This window comes from Arthrobacter sp. P1_H7 (assembly GCF_056405215.1).
The window spans coordinates 1-25,132 of record NZ_JBFUCO010000007.1; the positions used below are offsets into that span (position 1 = coordinate 1).

The 25,132-nt window shown below is 66.0% G+C and carries 23 protein-coding genes and 1 pseudogene; 11 read left to right on the forward strand and 13 right to left on the reverse strand.

Features of this window, described 5'->3' with window-relative positions:
* Positions 1-697, reverse strand: a pseudogene (locus AC1DXI_RS09245) (HNH endonuclease signature motif containing protein); the annotation flags it as partial.
* Between the two features lie 336 nt (positions 698-1,033).
* Here AC1DXI_RS09245 and ggt point away from each other — a divergent pair.
* Positions 1,034-2,860: a gamma-glutamyltransferase gene (ggt, locus tag AC1DXI_RS09250; protein WP_476938334.1), complete on the forward strand. Its 1,827-nt coding sequence runs from the start codon at positions 1,034-1,036 to the stop codon at positions 2,858-2,860.
* Positions 2,861-2,910: 50 nt separating this feature from the next.
* Here ggt and AC1DXI_RS09255 read toward each other — a convergent pair whose 3' ends face one another.
* Positions 2,911-3,810 (reverse strand): diacylglycerol kinase catalytic domain-containing protein, encoded by a 900-nt coding sequence (locus AC1DXI_RS09255; RefSeq protein ID WP_476938335.1) that lies wholly within the window; start codon positions 3,808-3,810, stop codon positions 2,911-2,913.
* Between the two features lie 9 nt (positions 3,811-3,819).
* Positions 3,820-4,881: an SPFH domain-containing protein gene (locus tag AC1DXI_RS09260; protein ID WP_476938336.1), complete on the reverse strand. Its 1,062-nt coding sequence runs from the start codon at positions 4,879-4,881 to the stop codon at positions 3,820-3,822.
* 107 nt (positions 4,882-4,988) lie between these two features.
* On the opposite strand from AC1DXI_RS09260, the gene AC1DXI_RS09265 reads away from it, so the two are divergent.
* Positions 4,989-5,723 (forward strand): NUDIX hydrolase, encoded by a 735-nt coding sequence (locus tag AC1DXI_RS09265; protein ID WP_476938337.1) that lies wholly within the window; start codon positions 4,989-4,991, stop codon positions 5,721-5,723.
* 12 nt (positions 5,724-5,735) lie between these two features.
* Here the strand turns inward: AC1DXI_RS09265 and AC1DXI_RS09270 are convergent, their stop codons facing one another.
* Positions 5,736-7,214, reverse strand: coding sequence for a M1 family metallopeptidase (locus AC1DXI_RS09270; protein ID WP_476938338.1), 1,479 nt, complete (start codon positions 7,212-7,214; stop codon positions 5,736-5,738).
* A 306-nt stretch (positions 7,215-7,520) separates the two neighbouring features.
* The gene (locus AC1DXI_RS09275) at positions 7,521-7,823 is read right to left on the reverse strand and encodes a DUF4193 domain-containing protein (RefSeq protein ID WP_018773286.1); all 303 of its coding nucleotides are present in this window, start codon (positions 7,821-7,823) and stop codon (positions 7,521-7,523) included.
* 163 nt (positions 7,824-7,986) lie between these two features.
* Here AC1DXI_RS09275 and AC1DXI_RS09280 point away from each other — a divergent pair, with 163 nt between their 5' ends.
* On the forward strand, positions 7,987-8,367 hold the full coding sequence (locus tag AC1DXI_RS09280) for a DUF7793 family protein (RefSeq protein ID WP_476938339.1): 381 nt from the start codon (positions 7,987-7,989) through the stop codon (positions 8,365-8,367).
* A gap of 179 nt (positions 8,368-8,546) precedes the next feature.
* Entirely contained in the window at positions 8,547-9,011 is a 465-nt protein-coding gene (locus AC1DXI_RS09285) for a hypothetical protein (RefSeq protein ID WP_476938340.1), read from the forward strand.
* 22 nt (positions 9,012-9,033) lie between these two features.
* On the opposite strand, the gene AC1DXI_RS09290 is transcribed toward AC1DXI_RS09285, so the two are convergent.
* The gene (locus AC1DXI_RS09290) at positions 9,034-9,744 is read right to left on the reverse strand and encodes a hypothetical protein (RefSeq protein ID WP_476938341.1); all 711 of its coding nucleotides are present in this window, start codon (positions 9,742-9,744) and stop codon (positions 9,034-9,036) included.
* 81 nt (positions 9,745-9,825) lie between these two features.
* Between AC1DXI_RS09290 and AC1DXI_RS09295 the strand changes: the two genes are divergently transcribed.
* The 4 genes from AC1DXI_RS09295 to AC1DXI_RS09310 all read left to right on the forward strand — a co-directional run bounded on the left by AC1DXI_RS09295 (position 9,826) and on the right by AC1DXI_RS09310 (position 13,236).
* The gene (locus AC1DXI_RS09295) at positions 9,826-10,296 is read left to right on the forward strand and encodes a MarR family winged helix-turn-helix transcriptional regulator (RefSeq protein WP_476938342.1); all 471 of its coding nucleotides are present in this window, start codon (positions 9,826-9,828) and stop codon (positions 10,294-10,296) included.
* Positions 10,297-10,371: 75 nt separating this feature from the next.
* Positions 10,372-10,560 (forward strand): hypothetical protein, encoded by a 189-nt coding sequence (locus tag AC1DXI_RS09300; protein WP_018773281.1) that lies wholly within the window; start codon positions 10,372-10,374, stop codon positions 10,558-10,560.
* Positions 10,561-11,040: 480 nt separating this feature from the next.
* Positions 11,041-12,507 (forward strand): cardiolipin synthase, encoded by a 1,467-nt coding sequence (gene cls, locus AC1DXI_RS09305; RefSeq protein ID WP_476938343.1) that lies wholly within the window; start codon positions 11,041-11,043, stop codon positions 12,505-12,507.
* Between the two features lie 204 nt (positions 12,508-12,711).
* Complete coding sequence (locus tag AC1DXI_RS09310) at positions 12,712-13,236, forward strand: hypothetical protein (protein WP_476938344.1); 525 nt, start codon at positions 12,712-12,714, stop codon at positions 13,234-13,236.
* Positions 13,237-13,325: 89 nt separating this feature from the next.
* Here AC1DXI_RS09310 and AC1DXI_RS09315 read toward each other — a convergent pair whose 3' ends face one another.
* The 4 genes from AC1DXI_RS09315 to AC1DXI_RS09330 form a co-directional block, all read right to left on the reverse strand.
* Entirely contained in the window at positions 13,326-14,624 is a 1,299-nt protein-coding gene (locus AC1DXI_RS09315) for a wax ester/triacylglycerol synthase domain-containing protein (protein WP_476938345.1), read from the reverse strand.
* Between the two features lie 270 nt (positions 14,625-14,894).
* Entirely contained in the window at positions 14,895-15,443 is a 549-nt protein-coding gene (locus AC1DXI_RS09320) for a hypothetical protein (protein WP_476938346.1), read from the reverse strand.
* A 2-nt stretch (positions 15,444-15,445) separates the two neighbouring features.
* A complete protein-coding gene (locus AC1DXI_RS09325; RefSeq protein WP_476938347.1) occupies positions 15,446-16,096 on the reverse strand; it encodes a hypothetical protein in 651 nt (216 codons plus the stop codon).
* Positions 16,097-16,134: 38 nt separating this feature from the next.
* Complete coding sequence (locus AC1DXI_RS09330; RefSeq protein WP_476938348.1) at positions 16,135-18,354, reverse strand: transglycosylase domain-containing protein; 2,220 nt, start codon at positions 18,352-18,354, stop codon at positions 16,135-16,137.
* Between the two features lie 423 nt (positions 18,355-18,777).
* Here AC1DXI_RS09330 and AC1DXI_RS09335 point away from each other — a divergent pair, with 423 nt between their 5' ends.
* Positions 18,778-20,100, forward strand: a complete 1,323-nt coding sequence (locus AC1DXI_RS09335) for a right-handed parallel beta-helix repeat-containing protein (RefSeq protein ID WP_476938349.1) — start codon at positions 18,778-18,780, stop codon at positions 20,098-20,100.
* Between the two features lie 22 nt (positions 20,101-20,122).
* On the opposite strand, the gene nicT is transcribed toward AC1DXI_RS09335, so the two are convergent.
* Positions 20,123-21,232: a Nickel transporter NicT gene (nicT, locus tag AC1DXI_RS09340; protein ID WP_476938350.1), complete on the reverse strand. Its 1,110-nt coding sequence runs from the start codon at positions 21,230-21,232 to the stop codon at positions 20,123-20,125.
* 205 nt (positions 21,233-21,437) lie between these two features.
* On the opposite strand from nicT, the gene AC1DXI_RS09345 reads away from it, so the two are divergent.
* Positions 21,438-21,953, forward strand: a complete 516-nt coding sequence (locus AC1DXI_RS09345) for a mycothiol transferase (protein WP_026537180.1) — start codon at positions 21,438-21,440, stop codon at positions 21,951-21,953.
* Positions 21,954-21,966: 13 nt separating this feature from the next.
* Positions 21,967-23,085, forward strand: a complete 1,119-nt coding sequence (locus AC1DXI_RS09350; RefSeq protein ID WP_476938351.1) for an aminotransferase class V-fold PLP-dependent enzyme — start codon at positions 21,967-21,969, stop codon at positions 23,083-23,085.
* Between the two features lie 49 nt (positions 23,086-23,134).
* On the opposite strand, the gene AC1DXI_RS09355 is transcribed toward AC1DXI_RS09350, so the two are convergent.
* Both AC1DXI_RS09355 and AC1DXI_RS09360 read right to left on the reverse strand, forming a co-directional pair.
* Positions 23,135-24,175 carry a Gfo/Idh/MocA family protein gene (locus AC1DXI_RS09355; protein ID WP_476938352.1) on the reverse strand — a complete coding sequence of 347 codons (1,041 nt, stop codon included), beginning with the start codon at positions 24,173-24,175 and terminating at the stop codon, positions 23,135-23,137.
* A 106-nt stretch (positions 24,176-24,281) separates the two neighbouring features.
* Positions 24,282-24,977, reverse strand: coding sequence for a maleylpyruvate isomerase family mycothiol-dependent enzyme (locus AC1DXI_RS09360; protein ID WP_476938353.1), 696 nt, complete (start codon positions 24,975-24,977; stop codon positions 24,282-24,284).
* Positions 24,978-25,132: the final 155 nt, after the last annotated feature.

Here is a 25,132-nt window from a genome sequence, read left to right on the forward strand (position 1 = left end):
CGAACTCGACCCGCCGGTCCGCGGCGCTCGTGGCGTGGCGTGTCTCGATGCTGGCCGGGTGGTGGCGTTCGCGCCAGGTGCGTGCCTTGGCCCGGAACCGGGCCGGAACGAGGTCCCCGGCCGGGCAGCCGCGGGCCGCGTTGGGCGCGCCGGGGTCCAGGAAGTGCGCTTCGAGCCCGGCCGCGCCGGCCCGGTCCAGGCCGGCGGTTTCCTCCACGAGGATCCGGGCGTGGGCCCAGGAGACCGTGCCGGCCCGCAGCGCGGCCAAGGTCAGCGGCAGCGCCGTCGTCAGGGCCCGGGACTCGGCCAGCAGGGCGCCGGCGCTGCGTTCGCTGACCGTCAGGACACACGCGACCTCGGCCACCAGGGCCATCTCCTGCGCGGCACGGTCCCGCGCGGACGCCGCGGGTGGGGCCAGGAACCTGGCCGCCTGCGCGTAGTCGGCGGCCAGCTGAACCTTCAGCGCCGCGGTCCGGGCCTCCAGCCGGGCAACCTCGGCGAGCCCGTCCAGGCAACCGTCCGCCAGACGCCGCAACGGATCGCCGTCTTCCAGCGGGCAGGCAACGGGCGGACCGGATCGGTCAGCGCCCGATCCGGCCAAGGCAGCCAGCGCAGCAGCGGACTTGGCGACGGCCTCCACGGCCGCCCCGCTCTCCGCACTCCACGTCTCCGCATCCCGTGCTGTCCTGCGATCCATACCCCAAGCAGATCACGAGCCACCGACAATATTTGATGAGACCGGTCTTGTAGCCACATGAGTAAGGCACTGACTTACGTCCGCGGATTTCAGTTGCGGCAAGCCGCCAACAACCAACGCGGGCAGAGTGCCGGGAGAGACTGTAAATGCCGCCGGGGGCGGGGTTGACCGGGAGTGCGCCCCGGACCCCGCCGACGCCACCGAGCAGCCGGCAGCCCCTTCTGACGGCTAGCGAAAGGGCAGCCAATGCCGTCGACGCGAGTGTTGAGTGGCGCACGCCCGCGTAGTAGCGTGACAAGAACTGTCAACAGGCGTAACACGGACTCGGGAGTAATCATGGCACATATGACACGTGGGCTGGTGGCTGTGACGGCGGCCCTGGCATTGAGCGTGACGGGCGGCGTCCTCGCCCCTGCGCAGGCCGATCCGCGGGAAATCGCAAAGACGTCAACCGCCACTGGGTACGGCGGTGCGGTGAGCACCGTGGACCCTGAGGCATCCGCTGCGGCGATCGAGGTCCTCCGCAAGGGCGGCAACGCGGCGGACGCCGCCGTCGCCGCAGCGGCGACCCTTGGTGTGACTGAGCCGTACAGCGCCGGAATCGGCGGCGGGGGCTACTTCGTGTTCTACGACGCGAAGACTGGCAAGGTGGGCACGATCGACGGCCGCGAGACCGCGCCGGCAGGCATGCCGCACGACGCGTTCATCGACCCGGCGACCGGGCAGCCCTATCGCTTCACACCCGAGCTCGTCACAAGCGGCGTCTCCGTTGGCGTCCCGGGCACCCCGGCCACGTGGGCACGTGCCCTGGACCGGTGGGGCACGTTGAGCCTCGGCGATGCCCTGAAACCCGCCATCAACGTGGCGACCCGCGGGTTCGTGGTCGACAAGACGTTCCGCCAGCAGACACTCGACAACAAGTCCCGGTTCGAGGCCTTCACCTCGACCAGCAGCCTCTACCTCCCGGGCGGCGACGCCCCCGCCGTCGGCAGTGTCTTCCAAAACCACGACCTCGCCGAGACATACCGGCTCCTCGCGAAAAAGGGCACCAGCGGCTTCTACAGCGGGCCGCTTGCGGCCGAGATCGCGGCCACGGTGCAGGCTCCGCCTACGACTTCCAAAACACAGCTGCCCGTTCCGGCAGGCCACCTGACGACGGCGGATCTCGCCGCATACCGCGCCCTGGACCAGGCGCCCACGCACGTGGACTACCGCGACCTGGACGTCTACGGCATGGCGCCCTCCAGCAGCGGCGGCACCACGGTAGGCGAGGCGCTGAACATCCTGGACCCCTCCAACCTGTCCGGGATGTCCACTCCGGGCGCCCTGCATCACTACCTTGAGGCCAGCGCGCTTGCCTTCGCGGACCGTGGCAAGTACGTGGGGGACCCCGCGTTTGTCGGCGTCCCCACCGCCGCGCTCACTGACCCTCTGTTCGGCAAGGAGCGCGCCTGCCGGATCGACCCGCTGCACGCGGCGGCGAAGCCGGTTGCGCCGGGGGACGTGTCCGCGTACGACGGCGCGTGCCCGGCCGCCGCCGTCGCGCCTGCGGTCGAGTTGGACACGGAGAACATCTCGACGACCAACCTGACCGTCGCGGACAAGTGGGGGAATGTGGTGGACTACACGCTCACGATCGAGCAGACCGGCGGATCCGGCATGGTGGTCCCCGGCCGCGGCTTCCTGCTCAATAACGAGCTGACCGACTTCTCGACCGTCTACGACCCGGCCGACCCGAACCGGATCGAGCCGGCAAAGCGCCCGCGCTCGTCCATGTCGCCGACCATCATCCTCAAGGAGGGCAAACCGTTCCTCGCCCTCGGCTCGCCCGGCGGATCGACCATCATCACCACCGTCCTGCAGACCATCCTGAACCGGGTGGACCTGGGCATGACCATCTCCGAGGCGATCGCGGCACCGCGGGCCTCGCAACGGAACACGGCCAAGGTCACGGCCGAGCCGGAGTTCATCGCCAAGTACGGCAGTCAGTTGGCACCCTTTGGCCATCAGTTCACGCCGTCGGGGGATGCGTTCACCTCGGCAGCGGAGATCGGCGCCGCGACCGCCATCGAGTTCCTGCCCGATGGCGGCATGGTCGCAGCCGCCGAGCCCGTGCGGCGCGGCGGCGGATCCGCGATGGCCCTCAAGTCTTCGCGGAGGTAGGGCCAGGCCGCGCAGCTTGGGGAAGTCGGCGAAGGGGCGTCAGCGGGGCTCTACCCCACCAGCCGGAGCGGCCGTGCGCCCAACTGGACCGTGATTTCCTGTCCCCAGGATGCGGTGAGGCGGTCGTCTTCCATCCCGTCACCGAACACCACGAGCTGGTCGGATGCAACAGTGATGCGGAGTGTTTCGCCTGCCTCCAGGACCCCCTCGGTCAAGGAGGTTCCTGTGATGGGGGAGGGCCATGCCTCCCGGACGAACCATGCCAGTCGGGGGTCTGTTGGCGCCGGCAGGGGGCGTCCGCCGCGGTCGAGGGCGATGGATGCGCACCAGCCCGTGGCGCCCGTGCCCGTCGAGACGATCAGTCCCGACGAAGAGTGGCGCTCGGCCCGGCCCGCCGGGGTCGTGAGCCGGTATCGGGCCGATTGGTGAGAGGCGTGCCCGATGAAAACCTCGTTGAGCCCCGAGAGTTCCTGCCCGTCGTCGAGCCGTGCCGTCACAGTCGCGAGTTCCTGGCACTGCAGCCGCTCCACAGTCCCGGCGGCAGCGGCCTCGTGCAGGAGCCTGGCTGCCTCCTTGGGTGTGTGTCGAACCAGGACGCCCGGGTTTGCTTCCGGTTCCGGGTCGACCCCGATGACGGGCTGGGAGTTGAGGTACTTCGCCGTGTTTGCCACAAGCCCGTCCTGACCGACAACGGCGATGACGTCCTCCGGTGTGAGCAGGAACCTGCTGAGGTCCGCGCGTTCCACTTCGGCGTGCCGCCATTCGGCCGGAACTGCGGCGCGGACGGTCGCCAGTGCTGCGTTGAGCCGGTCGTGGCGCTCCTGCACGTCTTGGAGGGTGCGGCCGCGGGTGCGGAGGAAGAATTCGGCCTGGCCGCGGGTGGCGTGCCGGTCCAGGAGTTCCTGGAGTTCGGTCCGGCGGTGGACGATGACGAGGCGGGGGTTTGCCATGTCAGGATCCTAGTTCTCGAAGCTGCCGGTGGTGCTTGCCACCATGCCGGCGGCAGGAGCCGGAACCGCGCCGCCCGCGGGCTCCCTGAACAGCCCGGCAAGTGCCCCGCTGAGCAGGTCCGGCGTGATAGTGAGGTTGCCGATGTTGGGCAGTGATCCGGCTGCGTCGCGCAGGGCCAGTGCCAGCAGAGTGGCCTGTTCCATGCCGCTGTAGACCTCCATGGTGGCGGCCTCACGGGCCGCTGCTGCCTGGCCTACGAGACGGATCTGGTTCGCTTCGGCGGAGGCGCCGATGCCTTTGCGTTCGGCCGAAGCCTCCGCCTCGATGAGTCCCGCTGCGGCTTTTTCCTCGGCCTGGCGCCGAGCGTTGGCGCCTTCCTGGGCTACCAGGTGTTCGCGACGGGTTGCCAGTTCGATCTGGCTCGCCATCTCGTTCTCGGAGATGGTCCGTTCGCGCTCGACGGCGACTGCCCGGCGTTCGTACACGGCGCGGTCTGCTTCGGCCTGGAGCTGCTCACGGACCGGCGTCTGCAGGGCCCGTTCGACGTCGGACTCCGGCCGGACCGCCAGGACCTGCACCCCAAGGATCTCGATGCCGGTGGACAGGAGCCGGGTGTCAGCGCGCAGGGCCTCGGTGAGGACGTTACGGAGCTGGCTGACTCCGCGTTCCAGCGCCTCGGCAAGCGTCGTGGTGGCGATCTGGTCTATGGCGTGGCTCTGGCACAGCTGGCCGATAATCGTGGCCACCTGCTCCTTCCCGGTCGCCGGCGCCGCGCCGGCCGGCTGGAGGCCGAAGTCCAGCCGGTTGGAGACTGCCACCGGGTCGATGAAGCGGTAGGTCACGTTGGCCTGGACGCTGACGTCCTGGTGGTCACGGGTGATGGCGTGGAAGAGGGTGGGCAGTTCCTGATCATCCACGGGAACCTCGCTAAGCACTGAGTTCGCCGGCCGGAACCAGAAGGCCTGGCCGACTCCCTGGTGCTTGACCTCGCCCTTCTGCAGGTGCACGACATAGCCGGTGGGGCTGCCCAGGAAGTGGCTGATCCAGGGGTAGCGCTTGATGCTGGCCATGGGATTCTCCTAAACCGTCCAATGTTGTCGTCAATTTGACGATAAATAAACTGTAGGGCCTTGCGATATTTATTGTCAATATGACGATAAATATCTACGATGGGTTCATGCCTGAATCCCACCCGGCGCCCGCGCGCTTCCCGGTGACGGTCGACGTCGTCGCCCTCACCGTGACCGACGACGTCCTGAAGGTCCTGCTCATCACCCGCCTCATTGAGCCCTTCCGCGGCAGGCTCGCCCTGCCCGGCGGTTTCGTGCTGGCGGGGGAGGACCTGGTGACGGCGGCGGGCCGTGAGCTGACCGAGGAAACCGGCGTCGTGGGGGTCCCTGGCCATCTGGAACAACTGGGGAGCTACGGCCCGAAGGGGCGCGACCCGCGGGGGGATGTGCTCACGGTGGCGCACCTGCTGCTCGCGCCCAACTTCCCCGTCCTGTCCGCCGGGAGCGACGCCGAGCACGCTGCCTGGTACCCGGTCAGCCAGGCGCTGGACGGCGAATTGCAGCTCGCGTTCGACCACGAGCGGATCCTCGTCGACGCCTTGGAGCGGGCGAAGTCAAAGCTCGAATATTCGCCGTTGGGGGCGGCCTTCTGCGGCGACGAGTTCACCATTGCCCAGCTCCGGGCCGTGTACGAGGCCGTCTGGGGCACGCGGCTGGACCCCCGGAACTTCCACCGCAAGGCCACGGGAACGCCTGGTTTCCTGGAAGACACCGGGCGGATGACGACAGGGGACGCCGGCCGCCCTGCCGCGCTCTTCCGGCTCGCTGAAGCAGCCCGCCAGGCAGCAGGTCAGCCAGTACGGGCCGTGCTCAACCCACCGCTCATGCGCCCGCGCGCCTGACGCCCCATGCAGTCAGGGCTGATGGTGCGGGCCCGCTACCGCCTGCTGTGGCATCGCCGGGCGGTCGCCTTCGCGCAGCCAGTCGTCAAAGAACGCGTCGAGCTGCTGGCCCGAGGCCTTTTCCATCACGGCTTCGAAGTCTTCCGTCGTCGCCGTCGAGTCGTTGTAGCGGCTCAGCCACATCCGGGTGCCGCTGAGGAATGCCGCGTCGCCGATCTCCGCGCGCAGCGCGTAGAGGGCAGCCGCCCCGCGGAGGTAGACCTGTCCCGCGAACAAGTTGTCGCGGCCCGGGTCTGCGATGTTGAGCGCCCAGCGCTTGTTTGCGTCGAGGTATGCCACCGCGTCCCCGAACTGTTCAGGCATCGTGGCCGTGCCTTGGTGCTCGGCCCACAGCCACTCGATGTACGTCGCCCAGCCCTCGTTCAGCCAGATGTCCTGCCAGTCGGACGGGCTCACCGCGTTGCCGAACCACTGGTGCCCGAGTTCGTGCACCACCGTGTATTCGTCCGCGACCTCTGAGTAGACCGGCCGCGTCTGCGTCTCCAGCGCATAGTCGACCGTGTCGTCGTCGACAATCGCACCGAAGGCCTCGAACGGGTACCGCCCGAACTGGCCCTCAAGGAATGTGATCATCTGGGGCTGCAACGCAAGCGACGCCTTCGTCTCGGCCAGTGCCGCGCCCGTCACGTCCGCATCGATCGCGTTGATGATGGGCAGCCCGTGCGGACCGACGTCGTACGACAGGGCAAAGTCGCCGACGTTCGCCGTCGACAGGTAGCTGGCCATCGGGTCCGAGGCCTTCCACGTCCATGTGGTCCATCCGGCCTTCGTCGCCGGCCTGCCGACGGGCAGGCCGTTCGCCACAGCCGTCTTCCCAGCCGGCACCGTGATGCGGAACGTGTAGGTCGCCTTGTCTTCAGGGTCGTCATTCACGGGGTACCAGGTCGCCGCACCCTCGGGCTCGTTGACGACCATGGCACCGTCAGCGGTGGTGACCCAACCGTAGAGCGCCCCGGTGGTGTCGAGCGGCCGGCCGGTGATTCCGCCGTACTCGATCACGATCGACGTCGTCTGTCCGGCCTTCAGCTTCGGCCGCAGCCCAATGGTGAGTTCCCAGATCCGGTTCGCGTCGTTTTGCACTTGGGACCACTTGGCGGTTTTGCCATCGACCCGGACCGAGGTGACGCCGAGGCCGCGCAGGTCGAAGTTGAGCGACTCCAGGTTCTGCTTCGCACGGACGGTGACAGTCGCGACCCCGCTGAGGCGGCCTGCGAGCACCGCGGGATTGGTCGGTGGCGCATAGCGGAGCGCGAGGTCGTAGTTCAGGACGTCGTAGCCGCCGTTGCCGGCGAACGGGAAGTACTCGTCGCCGCTGCCGGAAGCGCCGGCCGTGTAATGGGGGCTGTGGTGGCTGGGGGCGGCCTGCGCAGTCCCGCCGATTGCGCCGACGCTGGCCACGGCCAGCACGACGATGACCGCTGTACGACGCATGAGCCTTCTGAAGTGCTGCCTCATCACCGGCTTTCCTCTATCCATGCCCCGGAATGTCCATTTGGGTGAAACAGCACGCCCGTTGTCCCGAACAGAAACCGCCCCGGTCTGAGAAGTCATGACCGCGCCCCCAATGCAGTTGTGGAATGTCGCCAATGATCCCCACAGCAACTTTGGAAAACCTTGGTGCCTGTCCGAGGGAATGGCAGGAGGCCGGCGAAGGCATGCCGATGGTCTGTCCGGAACCACACCTCAGGCAGGGGATCATGCCCTCGCGTCACTGGCCTCGGCCAGGGCAGCCTGTTTTTAGCCCTCGCAGTCCGTGCAGTAGATGTCGTTGCCAGACTGCCGGGCGATCTGGGAACGGTGCCGGACCAGGAAGCAGGAGCTGCAGGTGAACTCGTCGTTAGCCTGCGGGATGACCTGGACAATCAGCTCTTCGGCGATGAACTCGCCGCCCGGGACTCCGGCCCCATCCAGCCCGTCGGCCTCGTCGAGTTCCTGGACGACGCTGCGGGCGTCCGGCGCGTTGGCGGACTGCAGCGCTTCCAGGGAGTTTTCCTGGGTTTCCTTGACGTCCGAGCGGACTTCGTCGTAATCGGTTGCCACGTGGCTTGTTCTCATTTCTCGAGTCTTAACTAGGCTAAGTGCAACGTCCGGCACCCCGCGGTTGTTCCGCAGCCAGGGCAGAATCCACGCCGTGCGGCGTTCGCCGGCTGTGCCATGGGCGCGGTGCGGGGCGCCGGCGCAGTTCGGGCCTAGGATCAACGGCATGATGCAGGGACCAATCGACGCCGCTGACGGGAAGAACTCGCTCAGCGTCGATGCAGGGATACTCAGGAGCCTCTGGCGCCCGGGTTCTTTTGTGGACGCCGACGACGCCCGGGACGCCATGCTCGCCGTGGACCGGATCAGTGGCGGGACGCCGATGCCAATGCTCTCGGAGATGACCGACGTGGTGTTCAGCGCGGCGGCCAGATACCAGTTCGCGCAGAGCAGGGGCGTGGTGGCCATCGCGGTCCTCGGATCCAGCACAGTCGACAGGGTCATCGCTTCCGCCACGAGCCGGGAGACCAAGTACCCGCACGAGTTCTTTACATCCAGGACCGACGCAATCGCATGGCTGCAGGAAGTCATCCAGAGCCGCGATTAAGCTTTGCCACAGGGCCTGGCGCCGCAATCAAATCCGCCCCCGATCCGAGACAGACCGGTCTTTCCCGTTGTAATGTGTCTTCACGGTCTTCCGCCCCGCTGGCTCCAGGAATGTACGCAGGACTCCAGGGATCGTGGCCGGTTCCGGGCTCTGCCGGAACGGGAACAAAGGAATAGCCAATGTCCATTGAGTTGACGTCCCGTGCGGAACCATCACACGGAAACACGCCCACGGACCCGTGGGTCAACGAGCCGGAGGACGGCCGGGCGCGGGGGATACGCCTGCAGGCCACCGAGATCATCGCCGAAGTGTTGTCAGATTCTTCGCCGGGGCAGGCCCGTGCCCGGGATCAGCTGTGCCGTTTTCTGCAGGCCAACCCGGGCCGGCCGGAAGTTGCGCTGGCGGAACACCTGATCGCGCTCCGGGAAGAAGCTGCCCAGGGCCGGCGAACCGACCTGACACTCGTCACGGATGAAGCGGCGGCGGAAACGCCCGCGCAGCCCTCGAGGCCAGGCGCCGGACGGTCGCCAGGTCGCCGTTCGGGCGCCCGCCAACCCCTCCTGCATCATCGTCCCACTGAGCGCGTGCGCTATGGCCGCACCGACGGGGCAGTGCTCGGCGGCCTCTCCGGGGATGGTGCCTAGACCGGGCAAGCCAGCGAGAGGCTCAGGGTTCCCGTCGATTAGCGGCAGCCCGGCTCCGCGGCAACAGGAATCCGACCGCAACGAGCCAGGCGAGTCCGCCGAACCGCCCGACGGGCAACAGGAACTGGAGCGGCTCGATCACCATGGAGAGGAAGCTCAGCTCGGACAGGCCGGCGATGACCAGACCAGCCCAGGCCAGCCAGCGCGGCACGAAGCGCAGGATGAGGGCGGGGACGGCGATTCCGGCGACGAGGAGACCCAGGCCGACGACATAGGCGACGCCGCCGGTGATGAACGCGAGAAACGACAGTGCGTGGGTCAGCGTCACGTCGGTGGTGATTTCCGGGCGGCTCAGGACCCACCCCACGGCGGCCGAGACCATGAGGAACACCGAGGCGGTGATGCCGCCAAAGAAGCCGATGGCGGGCCCGGGGACGCGCACGCCAAGCCGCAGCTGCCGGGCGTAAACGGTGGCCGCAAAGATGCCGAGCGGCACCGCTGAACCGAATTGGAACAGGCTGGCGAGCCGCACGGCGTCGGGGTTCCCGTGAAAATATGCCGCGACCTGGCCGGCTGGGGAGAAGGGCGAGACGTACGTCTGCCCGTTGGTGAGGATCGTGCTGCTGAGCAGGGCTCCGAGCGTGAGTCCCAGACTCACGGCCGCCAGGATGCCCGGGTTGGGGCCCCCGGACCGCGTCGAGGGAACGGTGTGGGGGGAGGACAGGTCGGTCATGATCGCTTCTTTCCGATAATTACGTCACAACTAAAATGATTCACCTATTGAATGATTCTGTCAATGGCGTAATATGGGGGCATGGACTCACCGGATCCGCCGCGGCCGAAGCGAACCGCTTTCCTGTTGTCCCAGCTCGGGGCACTGGCATCGGCACGCTTCGCCGAACGCACCCGCGAGCTCGGCCTGACCCCCAGCGACGCGGGTGTCCTCCGCCTGCTCGGCCGCACCCCCGGGCTGAGCCAGCGGTCCCTGGCCGACCGCCTGGGAGCGGTGCCGAGCCGGGTTGTTCCCCTCATCGACTCGCTGGAAACGCGGGGCCTGGTGGCGCGCGTGCGCAGCAGCGCCGACCGGCGGAACTACGAGCTCCGGCTGACAGCCGAGGGCACGAAGGTGCTCGGAGCACTGCGCGGAATCGCCGAACGGCACGAGGCCGACCTCCTGGCCCCACTTACCAGCGAACAGTCTGCGCAGCTGGGGCTCCTGCTGGCCAGGCTGGCCAGCGGCCATGCCCTCGACACGGACCTGCATCGGGACACGAGCCGGGAGTGAACCAGGCGTGCCGGCCAATTTTCGAGGCTAAAACAGTCCCTTTTCAGCCGGCGGGCAGTGTGGGATCATCCCGGTATGGGCGAAAATACTGAACCGCGGTTGACCCTGCCCTCCGGCCCGGAGCGCCTGAAGGGCACGCATCACCGCGACGTTGATGGCTACGGAAATCCGATCACGCAGCAGTTGCGCATCATCGGTCAGCGGCGCCGCGAAGCCGAAGAAAAGCTCGACCGGCACCTGCAGGACGCACGCAAGAGCCACTGAGCGCGGCATGGGCGACGGAAAGGCAGGCGCCCTTCGGGTGCCTGCCTTTCCTTTCTGCGTCCGTCTATTTGGCGGCCACTGCTAACGGCGACGACTCCTCGGGCGCAGCCGTAGGCCCTGCCGCGGCTTCGGAACAGGTTGCGGATCCTTGCAGCCCGGCGAGCGGACTATTCCGCGGACCGGGTCCGGGATATCAGTCGCCTGCAGGCCCGGCTGGTCGAACATGACTCGGAACTCGCGCTCTGCATTTCAGGAAATTTCACCCGCAGCGGGTGAGGCCCATGCCTGGCTTGATGCAAACAATGGTCATACCCTCCACAGAGAGGGCTGAGGGACAGGCCGTCCCGGAAACGAGAACGCTTCTTTTGAGAGCAGGAAAGACAAATGAGTTTCCGGAAGAACTTTTGGGATATTTCGAAGAAACCAAGAGCCGGGTGCCGGCCTGACGGCGTTCGTGCCTCGAAGTACGTTTAGGCAGCCGTGCGCGGATTCTTCCAGGACGCCGAAACGTTCGCCTTGCTCCTTCTGGCGGCCCACATATTACTCGTGACCGTCGCAGCTGTCCTGGTGTCAATGAATCGCCGTCCATCCTCTGCCATTGCCTGGGTGCTCGCCATAATTTTCATACCGATCCTTGGTGCCGTCGCGTATTTCTTTGTTGGTTACTCGAAACTGCCCAAGGCGCGCCGGGACAAACAGCGCGAAGTCAACGCTCTGGTCCTGGCCCGGACTGAAGGCAGCCCGCTCATTAGCCGCGGCCTTGACTGGCCGGATTGGCTGCATTCGGCGGTGGTGTTGAACAGCAACCTCGGGGCGCTCCCAATGGTCGAGGGCAACAGTGCGACCCTGCTGGGCGACTACAACGGCACTTTCGATGCCATGATCGCCGAGATTGATTCGGCCACCAGTTACGTGCACGTGGAGTTTTACATCCTGGTATTGGACGCAACGACGGCGCCGTTTTTTCAAGCGCTGGCCCGGGCACGACGGCGCGGCGTTGACGTGCGGGTTCTGTCCGATCATCTGGCTGGCCTGAAATTCCCCGGCCGGAAGGAAACCTTGGAGTTTCTCCAGGAGATGGGGGCGGAGTATCGCCCCATGCTGCCCGTCCGGCCGTGGCGTGGCGAATGGCAGAGGCCGGACCTGCGCAATCACCGGAAGATCCTCGTCGTCGATGGCCGCGTGGGATTCACTGGGTCCCAGAACCTCATCGACGCAAGCTACGACACGAAGGGCAACCTGAAGCGCGGGCTCCGGTGGCACGAACTGATGGTGCGCGTTGAGGGACCAGTGGTCCGGGAGCTGGATGCGGTCTTCGCGACGGACTGGTACAGCGAAACGGATGTGATACTGCCACTGGATTCCAGCGCCATAGGCGTCAGCCATCATTCTGCGCTCATTGACGCACAGGTCCTGCCCAGTGGCCCCAGCTTCGACAACGACAACAATTTGAAGCTCTACGCGACCCTTATCCACAAAGCTGAGCGCCGCGTCAGCATCACCAGTCCATACTTTGTCCCGGACGAATCCATCCTCATGGCTATTGTCACGGCAGCTGGGCGGGGGCTAAGCGTCGAGCTCTTTGTTTCCGAGGTCGGAGACCAGAGCATGGTCTATCACGCGCAGCGTTCGTATTACGAAGCACTGCTCCGCGCCGGCGTCAGGATCTACCTTTACCGCTCGCCCAAGGTGCTGCACTCCAAGCACTTCACCATCGATGAGGAGGTTGCGGTAATTGGGTCCAGCAACATGGATGTCCGTTCCTTCAGCCTCAACATGGAGGTATCGGTACTTGTGCACGGGCGCGATTTTGTGGACGCCATTCGCGGGATCGAAGACGGGTACCGCGTGGAAAGCCGCGAGCTGCAGCTCGAGGACTGGATCCGGCGGCCCATAGCCCAAAAAGTATTCGACAATCTGGCGCGCCTGACCGCATCCCTTCAATAGGGAACAGGTTCAGCCCCGACAGCGCCGCAAACACCGAAGCCCTTGCACGGAAACCGTAGACGGGGCGGTGCTGACGCAGACCACGGCACCGGCGAGGGCGATGGCCAGGACAGTCGAGGCCAGGCGCCGGCCGCGCGGCCCGGATACTTAAAGTTATGGCCCGGTTGCAGGCAGGATACCCAGTCCATCGCTTAGGGTCGGGGCATGACCTTGAGCTTGGATGGCGCGCCGGACATTCGTGAGCAGGAATGCTCCTGTTGCGGGGCGACCTTTGTCGTTGTGGATCACTTCATCCTGATGGATGGCCGCACCCATGCCATTGCGAAGTCAGCACTTCATCACCATGGCGACGAACATGAGGCGTGGATCGATGTCATATTCGGCCCATTCGGGGACGACTCCACCGGCGGGCGAGTGAGCTTCGGCTGCAGAGTCGGTCCCATAGCGGGAACCGCAGAACCGGCGGCGACTGTGGTGGACGCAGCCCGGCCATATCCTGACTCACCCCTTTGGGGCCACAAACTCTCACGCGAGGAAGCGCTCCAGCAGGACTTGCTGGCCCAATTCTGGGGCGTCGTGGACTGGCTGCTGAGTACGGACCCAACCGTTCACAGTCATGTCTACCGGAGGGACATCTCGAAGAGCCACTGGACCGGGCGGATGAATCACGACGGCGCCGGTCAGGGCTTCTGGACAAAGCTCCGTGAACGCTTGGATAAACGCCGTTAGCCAGCGCCAGGTCAGTCCCTTAGGTTCCCACCCGCGCAGTATGCGCCCGGCCGTCTGCTCTGCATGGCCGGATATTCCCGGGTCGAAGCTTATGCGGGCCCAGTCTCCATCAGAGCTTCAAGTGCGCTGGAAAGTTCGTCACGCAAACGTGTCAGGTCCGGGCATGTCTCGGGATCGGCGATTGTGGTGATGGTCAGCGTGCCGGCGTAGGAGAGGACTGCAAATGCAACCGTTACGTTACCGCTGATCGCTCCGAGCGGAATGATCCCGGTTACCGGCCGGCCCGCGATCACCAGGGCGCGTTCGGGCCCCCGCAGGTTCGTGACGAATGTGTGGACAAGGTGTTGGTGGTCTATGACGAAGCGGTAGGCGCCAAGGTGCGCTGCGATCCGGGATACGGGGCCGATGATTGCAGTGGAGGCCCCGGGAGGCCGCTGCTTGACACTCATCATTGTTGCGGCCACTGTTGCCAGCCGTCTGTTGGTCGGACCGACCGCGGGAACGGTCACCGGGATGATGCCGCTCCGGTTCCCCAAGTAGGTGACTGTTGTGTGACGGCGTGCCGAAAACAGCACAGAGATGACGAACTCTTCGACATATTCGCCCCGCGCCAGCAGCACGCGGTGCAGGGCCGTCGCGACGGCGGTGAGGATGAGATCGTTGATCGTCGCTCCCTGCACGTGTGCGGCGGTTCTGACGGCCTCCACGTCGCAGCGGAGGACAGCAAGCGTCCGTTGCGGACCCGTCGGGCGGTTGAGTGAGGTGCGGGCAGCCCGGGGTTTGCCCGTCTGTCGCAACTCGGAGGCTCCGGCGGCTGCGGTCCGCAGTGCGGCCGGCAGCCGGGCCAGTGCGTTGAATCGGCTCCTTGCAGCATCAATGGCCAGGTGCAGCGCCGAGTATGGGATCTCTGTCTCCCGGCGGCCATCCCACCCGTCTTCCGCGGCGGCCAGGGCCTCCAGGACGGCGAGACCTCCAATTCCATCCGTGAGGACATGATGAAAAACGACAACAAGCGCTGACACGTCCTGGTTCACGCCGGTAATGAGCTTGGCTGACCAGAGAGGACGGTCGTGGGACAGCGGCGTGGCGAGCATTTCGGCTGCGATGTTGAGCACGGCTTCCTCGCCGCCGGCCGGACAGGCGATCACGCCCATGTGATGTGCCGGATCAAAGCCGGAATCATCCGCCCAAATGGGCCGCCCGCAGCCGAAGGGGACAGAGACCAGCCGTTGACGCAGCCGGGGGACAGCGCCGAGTCGACGCGCCAGTGCATCCAGGAGGGGTGCAGGATCTTCGCCGCCTTCCCCGCTGAGCATGAGGATGGCCCCGACTTGCATTGGTGCTGAGCCAATATCGGCGTCCAGGGACATCATGTCCTCGGCACTCACCCGGTCAACATGTTGTCTTGGCGTCATTTTCGGTCCCCGGAACCAGATCTCTGAATTCTCTGTACTCCTTGGAGGGAAGAAAACAGCAGCCCAAAACTTGCTGAGCAGAGACAGCCTGCGACCCGACTTGGTCGTCATGTCCTCACTGTTGGGCCTATATGGCTTAGACGCTAGGGCAGAACGTCCCACTTGGCCGCTCTGCATGGCCGAGGAGCCGGCCACCAGCGGCGCTGAAAAATTTGGAGTGACGACGGGGGCAAGCTCCAGCCGCTAGGAGGCCTTCGCGCTGGTGGTACCGGGGCCGGCGTTGATGGCCGCCGCCACCAGGCGGTCGAAGCTGGCGGTCCCGTTCTCCGGAGGCACAACCGTGAAGACCGCAACCCACTTCTCGGGGGCATGTTTCTCCAGCGTTGATGCCCGGGCCACATGCAGGTTCAGCCCGGGTACGCCGCTGACAAGGAGCGGAAGTTGCTCGCCGCTCTTGGTCATGTGCCGGAATTGCCTGACCGACAGTTGGTCGCCCGGGCTGCTCGTGACCTCGGCGAGGGTGTCATTGATCCTCTTGGTCAGCCCCCGCATGAAGCGGCGTTGGGCCGTGACCGTGCGCACCGTCAGAAGCGCGGCGAAGAAGAGGGTGAACAACACCAAGGCACCGAAGCTTCTGAGGAAGGGCAGAAAGATCATCAGGAACAGGCAGAGAATCAATCCCAAAATACTCGACATGATGAATTTGAAAACGGGGTTTTCGCCCGGTTTCTTTGACCAGCGAACAAGAGCGACGATGTCCTTTCGGGGCTGATCGCGCCGTGAAATATCCATGATTAGTACCCCTTCACTTCCATGAGCGCTTCGGCCAGGATGATTGCCTCGCGTGCTTCCTTGAGATCGCTCAGCAACCCCATATCGGGAATGGCTCCTGTGGCCACGGTGGAGCCGGCGATTTCGGAAAAGATGCTGCTCAACTTTTCGCGGTCTTGTGACAGCATCCGGGATGAGGTCAGCTTAATTCTGCTCAGCTCAAGCTCCAACAGTGACTTGTCGATGGCCTCTCGACGCCCTTGCATGACTGCCAGCTTCTCGGTGACACGCTGGACACGGCCGCGGAGCATCGATTCCATTTTTCCTGCCACGACGTGGAGCTCGCACAGCGCGGTGTAGGACTGCGGCGACCCGGAGTGCACGGCGAGCTGCTCACTGACGTAATGGCGCCGTCGTTCCCATTTCCGGACGGCTGACTCAGATGGTCCCAAGAGGAGTGAAACGGCTGCCAGTGCTTTGTCCAGCGACGCGGCCCGGGTGCTCAGGCTGGTTGTAGCGGCGTCCAGCCTCGACAGGAAGGCGTCGTAATTGTCGTGGGGCTGGGCGCTATCGGGATTCACGAGCCACTCGCGCGCGGTGGCGCGCTTCCCCTCGCCGGAAATTGATCCCGTCTCCCATGGCAAGAGGATAGAGGCTCCGGGCCCCGTTGGCATAGAGTGCGCTTTTGGATCCAGAGGATTTCGGGCCCGTGTCAGCGACACAACGTCCCATCAACAACGGGGAAGCACGGCGTGCGGGTCGTACGGGGCGTGCGGCTCGAGGAGGGCGTCCGGGTCATGGACTCCGGCGGCGTCGGGAAGGTGGCGGTGGGGTAATACCGGGCGACCTGAAGCATGTAGTTCGCCCACTGCGGGCCGGCGAGCATGTACCCGTCAATGGCCTTATAGAACTTGCCGTTGACGGTGATGTTTTGCCCTGGCCGCTTCTGGCCCTCCAGGGCGTCGCCGAAGAAGGAAGCCGTCGCGAGGCCGCTGGTGTAGCCCACCACCCAGGTGGCGCCGTTGGTATTGGAAGTGCCGGTCTTGGCCGCGACCGGGAACCGCTCCTGGACCTTGGGCTTGATGTAAACGCCGGACCCGCGTTTCAACACGTCCTGCAGCACGGCGTTCACGCCCCGGGCGACCTCGGGCTTGAACGCATCACGGCAGGCGCTGGCCTCGGCCGGAAGCTTTCGTCCCGCCGCATCAGTGACGGACACTATGGCGATCGGTGCGCAGTACTTGCCGTCGTTGGCGAACGTGGCAAACGCGTTGGCCAGATGGAGCGGCGCCACCCCGATGGCGCCCAGCAGATTGCCCAGCTGGTGCATGTTGATTTGGGCGTTGTCCACGCCGCTGTGGAGCCCGGCGGCATCGACCATCTTCTGGATGCCGCAGAAGTCGAGTTGCGCGGCTTCGGCGAAGGTGGCGGTGTTGATGGAGTTATACAGCCCGTAGTCCACGCGCATGCGGCGGTAGTACCCGGCGTCGTTGTTCTGGAGGTCGTCCGCCGCGCCGAGGCTCTTCTGGCTGGTGCTGTAGGCCCCGAGCACCCTGCCGCAGCTTGATCTCCAGCGGAACCCGAGCGGATAGGATCGACGGGACGCGTCGACTATAGCGGCCAGGGACTTGCCCTCGTTGAGCCATTCCGCGAACGTGAACGGCTTCATAGTGGAGCCGGGCTGGAACCCGCCGGCGCCGTTGAGGTCGTTGCCGTTGGCATCCTTGGAATCGACGTTGAAGTTCAGTTGCGTATCGAATTTCCCGGGCGCCGGGAGGAAGACGGTGTTTTGCGCCATCGCCAGGATCTTGCCGGTACCGGGTGCGATGGAGACCATCGCCGCGCCCCATTTGTCCGGGTTGGCCCCGGCCGTGGCATCGACCTGCGCCTGGGCGGCCAGTTGGAGCCGGCTGTCCAGGGTGGTGGTGATAGTCAGGCCACCGCGGAACAGCTTCCGCTCCCGCTCGGCCATATCCGCGCCGTAGGCCGGATTGTTGAGGATGAGGTGGGACACGTAGTCGCAGAAGTACGGTGCCATTTCCGCGCCCGCGCACCCCTGCCTGCCGGGGGTGATCTTGAGATCCACCGGCGCGGCGACGGCCGCATCATGCTCGGTCCGGGAGATGGCGCCGTAGCTGAGCATCCTGGCGAGAACCTGGTTGCGTCGCTGGACGGCGTTCTCCGGATGGACGTCAGGATTGTAGAAGCTGGGGCTGTTCACGAGGCCGGCCAGCAGGGCAGCTTGCGGCAGGGTGAGGTCCTTGGCCGTGGTGTTGAAGAAGTAGCGGGACGCGGCTTCGATGCCGTAGGCGTCCCGGGCGAAGAACACGATGTTCAAGTACCCCTCGAGGATTTGGTCCTTGGTGTACTTCTTCTCCAGTTCAACGGCGAGCCTCATCTCGCGAATCTTGTCGGCCATGCTCTTTTGCCCGTTGAGGACAATTTGATCGCCCCGGTCCGCCGACACGAGGGATTCGTTGAGCACGTTGGTGACGTACTGCTGGGTCAGGGTGGAAGCGCCCTGCCTGCCGCCGCTGGTCAGGTTGGACACCAGGGCCCGGAGAATCCCCTGGGGGTCGATGCCGGCATGTTCGTAGAAGCGGCGGTCCTCGATCGCGACGATCGCGTCCTTGATGTACTGGGACATCTGGTCGAGACGGACCTTCACGCGGTTTTCCGCATAGAAGGTGGCGATCGGTTTCCCGTCGGCGCTGAGCACCCTGGTCGACTCCGACGGCGGATCAACGGTCAGTTCCGAGGGGAGGCTGTTGAACAGGACGATCGATTCCTTGACGGCGACGCCGGCGGCGGCCACGGTCGGGACCAGGAGGCTGGCGGCCAGGACGCCGCAGACCGCGCTCGCTGTGAAGAAGCCGAAAAGCCCCCACAGGGTCACGGCTAGCCGGGATCGGGTGCGTTTCCTGGGCGCCATGGTGCCTGGCCAGGCTAGGTCAACGAGTCGATGGCGACGGTGATCGCAAGCATGAGCGGAACGTCCTCGGCCGCCCGCGATTGCGACGCCGTAGGACTCGCGCACGCGGAACCGCTTCTTGGAGATCGTGGCGACCGTATGGCCGTCGCGTTCGATCTCGTACTCCGGTGCCGCAGTAGTCCCATTCCCTGACCATAGGACCGCTCCTCCGGCCGCCGCCTCACCCGAACCGGATGGTCCGCGGGCCACTCGGAAGAACGGCCTGGGATCAGGCTGTGCCCGGACCTGTCCCCAGCTTTTTACAACCCCGGCCCACTAGGGTCGGCGGATGACCTGTCTCGACTTATGGTCGAAGCGCCGGAGCGGACACACTCAAGGTCGCGGAGCTCTCCTCCGTTCACCCACAAACCCGCGAGGATGGCCATGAGAATCAATTCCGCCTTCACAGCCTTGACCACCCTGCTCCTGACGGCCGGCTGGTCGGCGGTGGGCCTCCCGGCGCCGGCCCAGGCCGCGGGCACCACGTACTTCGTCAGTGCGGCCGGGAGCGATACGAATTCCGGAACGTCAAGCGCTGCACCTTGGAAGTCACTGTCGAAGGTCAACTCGATCGTCCTCATGCCCGGCGACACCGTCAGTTTCCGCAGGGGCGACACCTGGACCGGCGGTGTCGTGACCACCCAGAGCGGGACCGAGGCAGCGCCCATCACCTTGATCGGCTACGGGCCCGGCAACGCTCCGACCATTACGGGCGGCAAATCAGGAAACTGCATCAGGATCAACGGCAACTTCACCACCGTTGACGGGCTTCGGGGTGTCTCCTGCGGCTACGCGGGCATCAGCGTCACCGGCGACCGCAATACGGTCCGCAATTCCAGTGCCTCCAACAATGCCGTTGGCATCAAAGCAGGGACCGGGTCTGACTTCGGGAAATACACCGGCAATGTGCTGACCAACAACAACATCATGAACGTCCTGACACAGGGCACGAATTGCGGGACACCCCAGGCGGTGAACTGCAGTGACGATTCTGGCGCTTCCGGTGTGCTGGTCAACGGCAATGACAACGAACTTTCCGGCAACACGGTCAGCGGCTCCACCGCGTTTTCCTACGATTACACGCGCGACGGCGGTTCTTTCGAAATCTACAACGGCAGCCGGAACTACATCCATCACAACGTGTCCCTGGACAACAACAACTTCTCGGAGATCGGCCGGTCCTCCGGAACTGCGGACGGCAACACCTACCGCTACAACCTGGTCCGGTCGACCTGTGGTGCCAACTGTGCCCAGGCCAAGGGCTTGATCGCCCGCGGTGCAGGGACGTCCTTCGGGCCGACGAACGGCACCGTGTTCGAGTTCAACACCGTGTATCTGAACGGCCCGCAATCCCAGGCGGTCGTCTGCCATGCGGGCTGCCCGGCATCGACCGTGATCCGTGGCAACATCCTGACGGGCGTCAAGAACTCCTTGTGGATCAACGGCTCGGGCTGGACCGAGAAGCAGAACGTCCTCAACGGCCCGCTCAACTTTGTCCCGAACAGCACGTCCACCACCGCGTCTGCCCGCTTCGTGAACGCACCGGCCGATCTCCACCTGACCGGCACCAGCCCGGCCATCGACCGCGCTGGAACGAGCCTGTCCGCCGTCGACCTTGCCGGAAGTGCGGTGCCCCAGGACGGGGACTGCAACGGAACGGCCGCTGCCGATTCGGGGGCCTACGAGTTCGACTCGCCCAACTGCTGACCCAATTTGCGCCGGAAGTGGCTCAGCTGGTGCCGGCCCGGCTCCAGCGTTGCTCGATCCGGCCAAATTTCCAGACGGCGAGCGCGATCAGCCAGATGATGACGAATAGTCCGACAATGATGTACCCGACGTTTCCGAGGTCCAGCGAGCCAATGGCGGCAGCCGGCCCGGATTCGAGTCCCATCTTGTCCGCCACGACCCCGAGCAGCACGGTAACCCCGACCACCAGGGCCACAATCACCGAGAGCACCGTGACTGTGAGGTTGTAAAAGACCTTGCGGACCGGCTTCAGGAACGCCCACCCGTAAGCCCGGGACATGAAAACACCGTCGGCGGTGTCGAAAATGCTCATTCCGGCGGCGAACAGCACCGGCAGGACCAGGATGGCGTACCAGGGCAGGGAGAAGGCCGCGGAACCGGCCGCGAGCACGAGCAGGGCAACCTGGGACGCGGTGTCGAATCCCAGGCCCATCAGCAGGCCGACGGGATAGATGTGCCATGGTTTGGTGATCCGCCGGATGGTTCCGCCGAGGAGCCGCGCCAGGAAGCCCCGGTTGTTGAGCTGGTGCTCAAGCTCGGCCTCGTCCAGTTCCCCGGTCCGCATCCCGCGGAACACCCGGGCGATGCCGATCACCGAGGCGAGGTTCATCAGACCAATCAGGATCAGGAACGTTCCGGCCACGACGCTTCCCACCAGTCCCAGCGTCTGCATCAGGGCCGAGTCCCCGTCCTGCACGGTGCCGGCCATGGCCCTCGCGCCGAGGGCCAGGAGCAGCGCCGCGCCGAACACTACGGTCGAGTGGCCCAGCGAGAACCAGAAGCCCACCCCCAGCGCGGCCTTGCCCTCGCCGACCAGCTTGCGGGTGGTGTTGTCGATGACGGCGATGTGGTCGGCGTCGAACGCGTGCCGCACTCCCAGCAGAAAGGCGGTGACGCCCAGCCCTACCCCGTACACACCGGAGCGGCCCAGCGCGAAGTTCTGTGGAGCCACGGCCAGGGTCAACACACTCCAGCCGACGACGTTGAGCAGGAGGACGAAGCCGGTGATGCCGGCGAGATGGAACTTGTCCCGGCGTTCCCAACGACTGGACGTCGCCCGCACCGGCTGCGCTACAGGCAACAAGTTGCTCATAATCCGTAAGGGTAGGCGCGGGGGTCGCCGCTGCCAAGACCTCGCGGACTGCGGAACTGCGCGCGGCAGTGTTGCCGCCGGGAGGGTCTCCGCCTGCGCCCTTGGCACGGAGACGCGCGGCCCTATCCGCCGGTGCGGCCTCCATGCAAGCATGGGGATCACCGATCATGCACAGCACTTCGATCACGCACAGCGAGGGGACTCGATGAAATCCAATGAACTGCTGCTGGATGCCTTCGGCCGGATCCGTGAGACGGTGGCCGCGGCCCTGGCCGGGGTCGATGAGGCCGCCCTGCTCCGACGACCCGGAGGCAACGGGAATTCAATGGCCTGGCTCATCTGGCACCTCAGCAGGGTCGAGGACGCCCAAGTCGCCTCCGCCGCGGGCCTGGACCAGGTGTGGACCTCGGAGGGGTTTGCCGCCCGCTTCGGCCTGCCGCTCTCCAAGCGGGACACCGGCTACGGCCATACGAGCGCCCAGGTGGACGCGGTGCAGGCACCGCCGGAACTGTTGCTCGAATACTACGACGCGGTCCACCGGCAGACCGCGAATTTCCTGGCGAACCTCGGCGACGACGACTTCGACCGCATCGTCGATACCCGCTGGGACCCGCCCGTCACCCTCGGGGTGCGGCTGGTGAGCACGATTGCCGATTGCCTCCAGCATGTGGGGCAGGCGGCCTACGCCAAGGGCCTGAACTCCGTGCACGGGCACGGCTAGGGCGGACCCGGCCATGCAGGCGGCCGATATTCGCGGGCTCTTCCCGGGGCTACACGACACCATCTATCTCAACACCGCCTCCATGAACGTCGGCTGCGCCCCCGCCCGCGAGGCCTACGAGCTGGCCGTCGAGCGCTGGTCCGCCGGCAAGTTCGACTGGATGGATGCCGAGCGGGCAGGGGAGGAGGCCCGCAGCATGTTCGCGGAGATCGTCGGGGCGACGGCGGGGGAGATCGCGATCGTCCCGGCCGTGAGCTCCGCCGCCGGGATAGTGGCCGCCAACCTGCCGCCCGCGAAGCGCGGGGAGAACGTCGTGGTCGCCGGGAACGAATTCGCCTCGAACTATTACCCCTGGCTCCTGCTCCGGAACCGCGGTTACGAGGTCCGGGCTCTGGCGCCGGGCGGCGACGGCGTGACGGCCGAGGCCTTTGGCCAGGCGGCCGACGGCGGCACCCGCCTGATCGCGGTGAGCGCCGTTCATTCGGCCAACGGCTACCGGGCCGACCTGGCCGCGCTCAGCCGGGTCGCGGCCCGCTCCGGCGCCTGGTTCTTCGTCGACGCCTGCCAGGCCGCGGGCGCGGTGCCGCTGGATGTGGTGCGCGACGGCGTGGATTTCCTGGCCGCCGCGAGCCACAAGTTCCTGCTCGGCTCCAGGGGCATGGGCTACCTCTATGTCCGCAGCGGGCTGCTTGACCGGATCCAGCCCGTCGGTCCCGGCTGGAAGGCCGCGCGCAACCCCGCCGAGAGCTTCTACGGACCGGCTATGGACCTCTCACCCACGGCCTCGAAGCTCGATGCCTCCTTGGCGTGGTTTCCCGCCCTGGCCGAGCAGGCGGCACTCGGCATCTTCACCCGGTTCGGCATCACGGCCCTGCTCGATCGCAACGCCCGGCTCGCCCTTCGTCTGCAGGAGGCCCTGGTGGCGCAGGGCTCCGCGTTCCGGCCGTTCGCCGAGCAGCACCGTTCCACGATCTTCTCCGTGCCCGTGACAGACGCCGAGGCGGTCCTGGCGCGGTTCCGCCAGGCCAACGTGGTGGCATCGGTCCGCGAGGGCAGGATCCGGCTGGCGGTACATTTCTACAATCTGGACGACGAACTCGATCGCGTGGCCGGGTTGATCGGGCGCGGGTGAGCGGCGGCGGGCCGTGCCTCTGGACACCGGGGCCGCCGCAGCACCGGTACTAGGCGCGCCCGTGGTCCTTGGCGTCGCTGGCGTAGGCGAGGCCGATCTGGCGCCGGACTTCGTCCATGGCCTCCATGACCTGAACGCTCTGCCGGGGCGGCAGGATGTCGTTGGCAATGGCGCGGGCCGCAATGAGCCGCTCCATTTCCCGTGCCTGGTATTGCATTCCGCGGCCGGCGACTGGTTCATCGAAGCGCTCGACGACGTTTCCGTCGGCGTCGTACCTGGTGAAGGCCGACGGCGTGTACCAGACTGATGGGATCTCGATCCGGCCTTCGGTTCCGATGATCGCGGCCCGGTTGGGTCCTGCCGTGTCCAGCGCGCATTGCAGCACGGCCTGCTGACCGTCACCATACTCGAAGATCATCGCGGTCTGCCGGTCCACACCGGTTTCAGTCATGCTGGCCGTAGCGCGGATGCCGGTCGGCGCCCCGAAGACGTCGAAGGCGAAGGACACCGGGTAGATGCCCAGGTCCAGGAGCGCTCCGCCGCCCAGCGCCGGGTCGTTCAGGCGGTGCGCCGGGTCTCTGGGCAGATTCTGGTTGTGGTCCGTGATCACTGTCCGGACCTCGCCCAGGGCACCGGACCGGATCAGCTCACGGATACGGACCATGTGCGGAAGGTAGCGGGTCCACATGGCCTCAAGGGCGATCAGTCCCTTCGCCTCGGCGAGCTCCACAATCTCCCGGGCCTGCCAGGCGTTCATGGCGAAGGGTTTTTCAATCAACACGTGTTTACCCGCGTCCAGGGCCAACAGCGCATTCTCGTGGTGGAACGGGTGCGGCGTCGAAATGTAGACAACATCGACGTCCGGGTCGGCCACGAGGTCCTCGTAGCTTCCATGGGACGTGGGGATCTGAAACCGGGCCGCGAACTCGGTCGCGGATGCCAGGGTCCGGGAGCCCACGGCCTGGACCACTGAGCCGTTGTCGATCAGGTCCGGCGTCTGGAGCCCGGCGATGAACCCGGTGCCGAGAATTCCCCATCTGGCCACGGGCGTGGAGAGATCTGCGGTGCCGGTTGTGGCGTGCTCTGACATGCGTTTGGGTTCCCTTCGAACATGCGGTGACGAAAGCATCGGGCGGCTCGTGGAGTGTCCACGGCTTCCCGGGACGTGTTCGTATCCTAAGCCTGAAAACCGGGACTCACGGTGTGAGCGGACCCCGAAGCACGCGCAGGGCCGCGGCGGCGTCACCTTCAATGAGGGCGCTGTGTGCCAGGTTGGATCGACCCCAAAGACCCAGATACATCATCGGCAACGGGGCGGAAATCGATGCCACGGCGGGACCAGGGCCCAGCGTCCAACTGGTGGCCCCCGGCACCTGGAAGGTCACGGCTTTGTCCGGGTGCGGCATCCGGTCCAGCCGCAGCTGCCGCGGCGTGAACATTGCCAGGACCTCGTCGACACCGTCGAGCATGAAGTCATCCGCCAGCGCGGGGATCTCCAGGCCAAGTGCCTGGCAGGCGTCGACGAGGTGGATGGCGTGTTCGTGGGCCTGTCGCCGAAGCCAGAACCGGGCGGTGCGCGGCCGCGGGCCAAAGTTCCAGCATTCTTTCCCGGGATCAAGGCCCGTCATCGTCTCGAGGAAGGGTGCGGTGCCCGCCAGGAACCAGGCCGCGGCGCCCTCGGCCGGCGGTGCCGGTTCCTGGACAAAGGTGCCCGTCCGAGCCACAGCTGCTGCCCACCGCTCGATTGAGCCGAGATGCCCGAAGAGTTGCTCGAGCGACCAGCCGGGGCACGCCGGAACAGTGCGGGCAAGCGTGTCCCGCGGCTGCCGGGCGAGCGTGCCGAGGTGGTCCAGGGAGCTGGCCAGCTCGGCCAGGAATCGATCGGGCGACATGAGAGGAGCCTAACGCGACGCCGGGGCAGTCAGCGGCCCGGGCGGGCGCGGAATCGCACGCGAAAAGTCGAGTACCCTCCACTCGCGCGCTCACCAACCCCCGCTTCTAGGCTCCAAAGTACTGGGTTAATAAAGTCAATGTAATGGTCAGGATC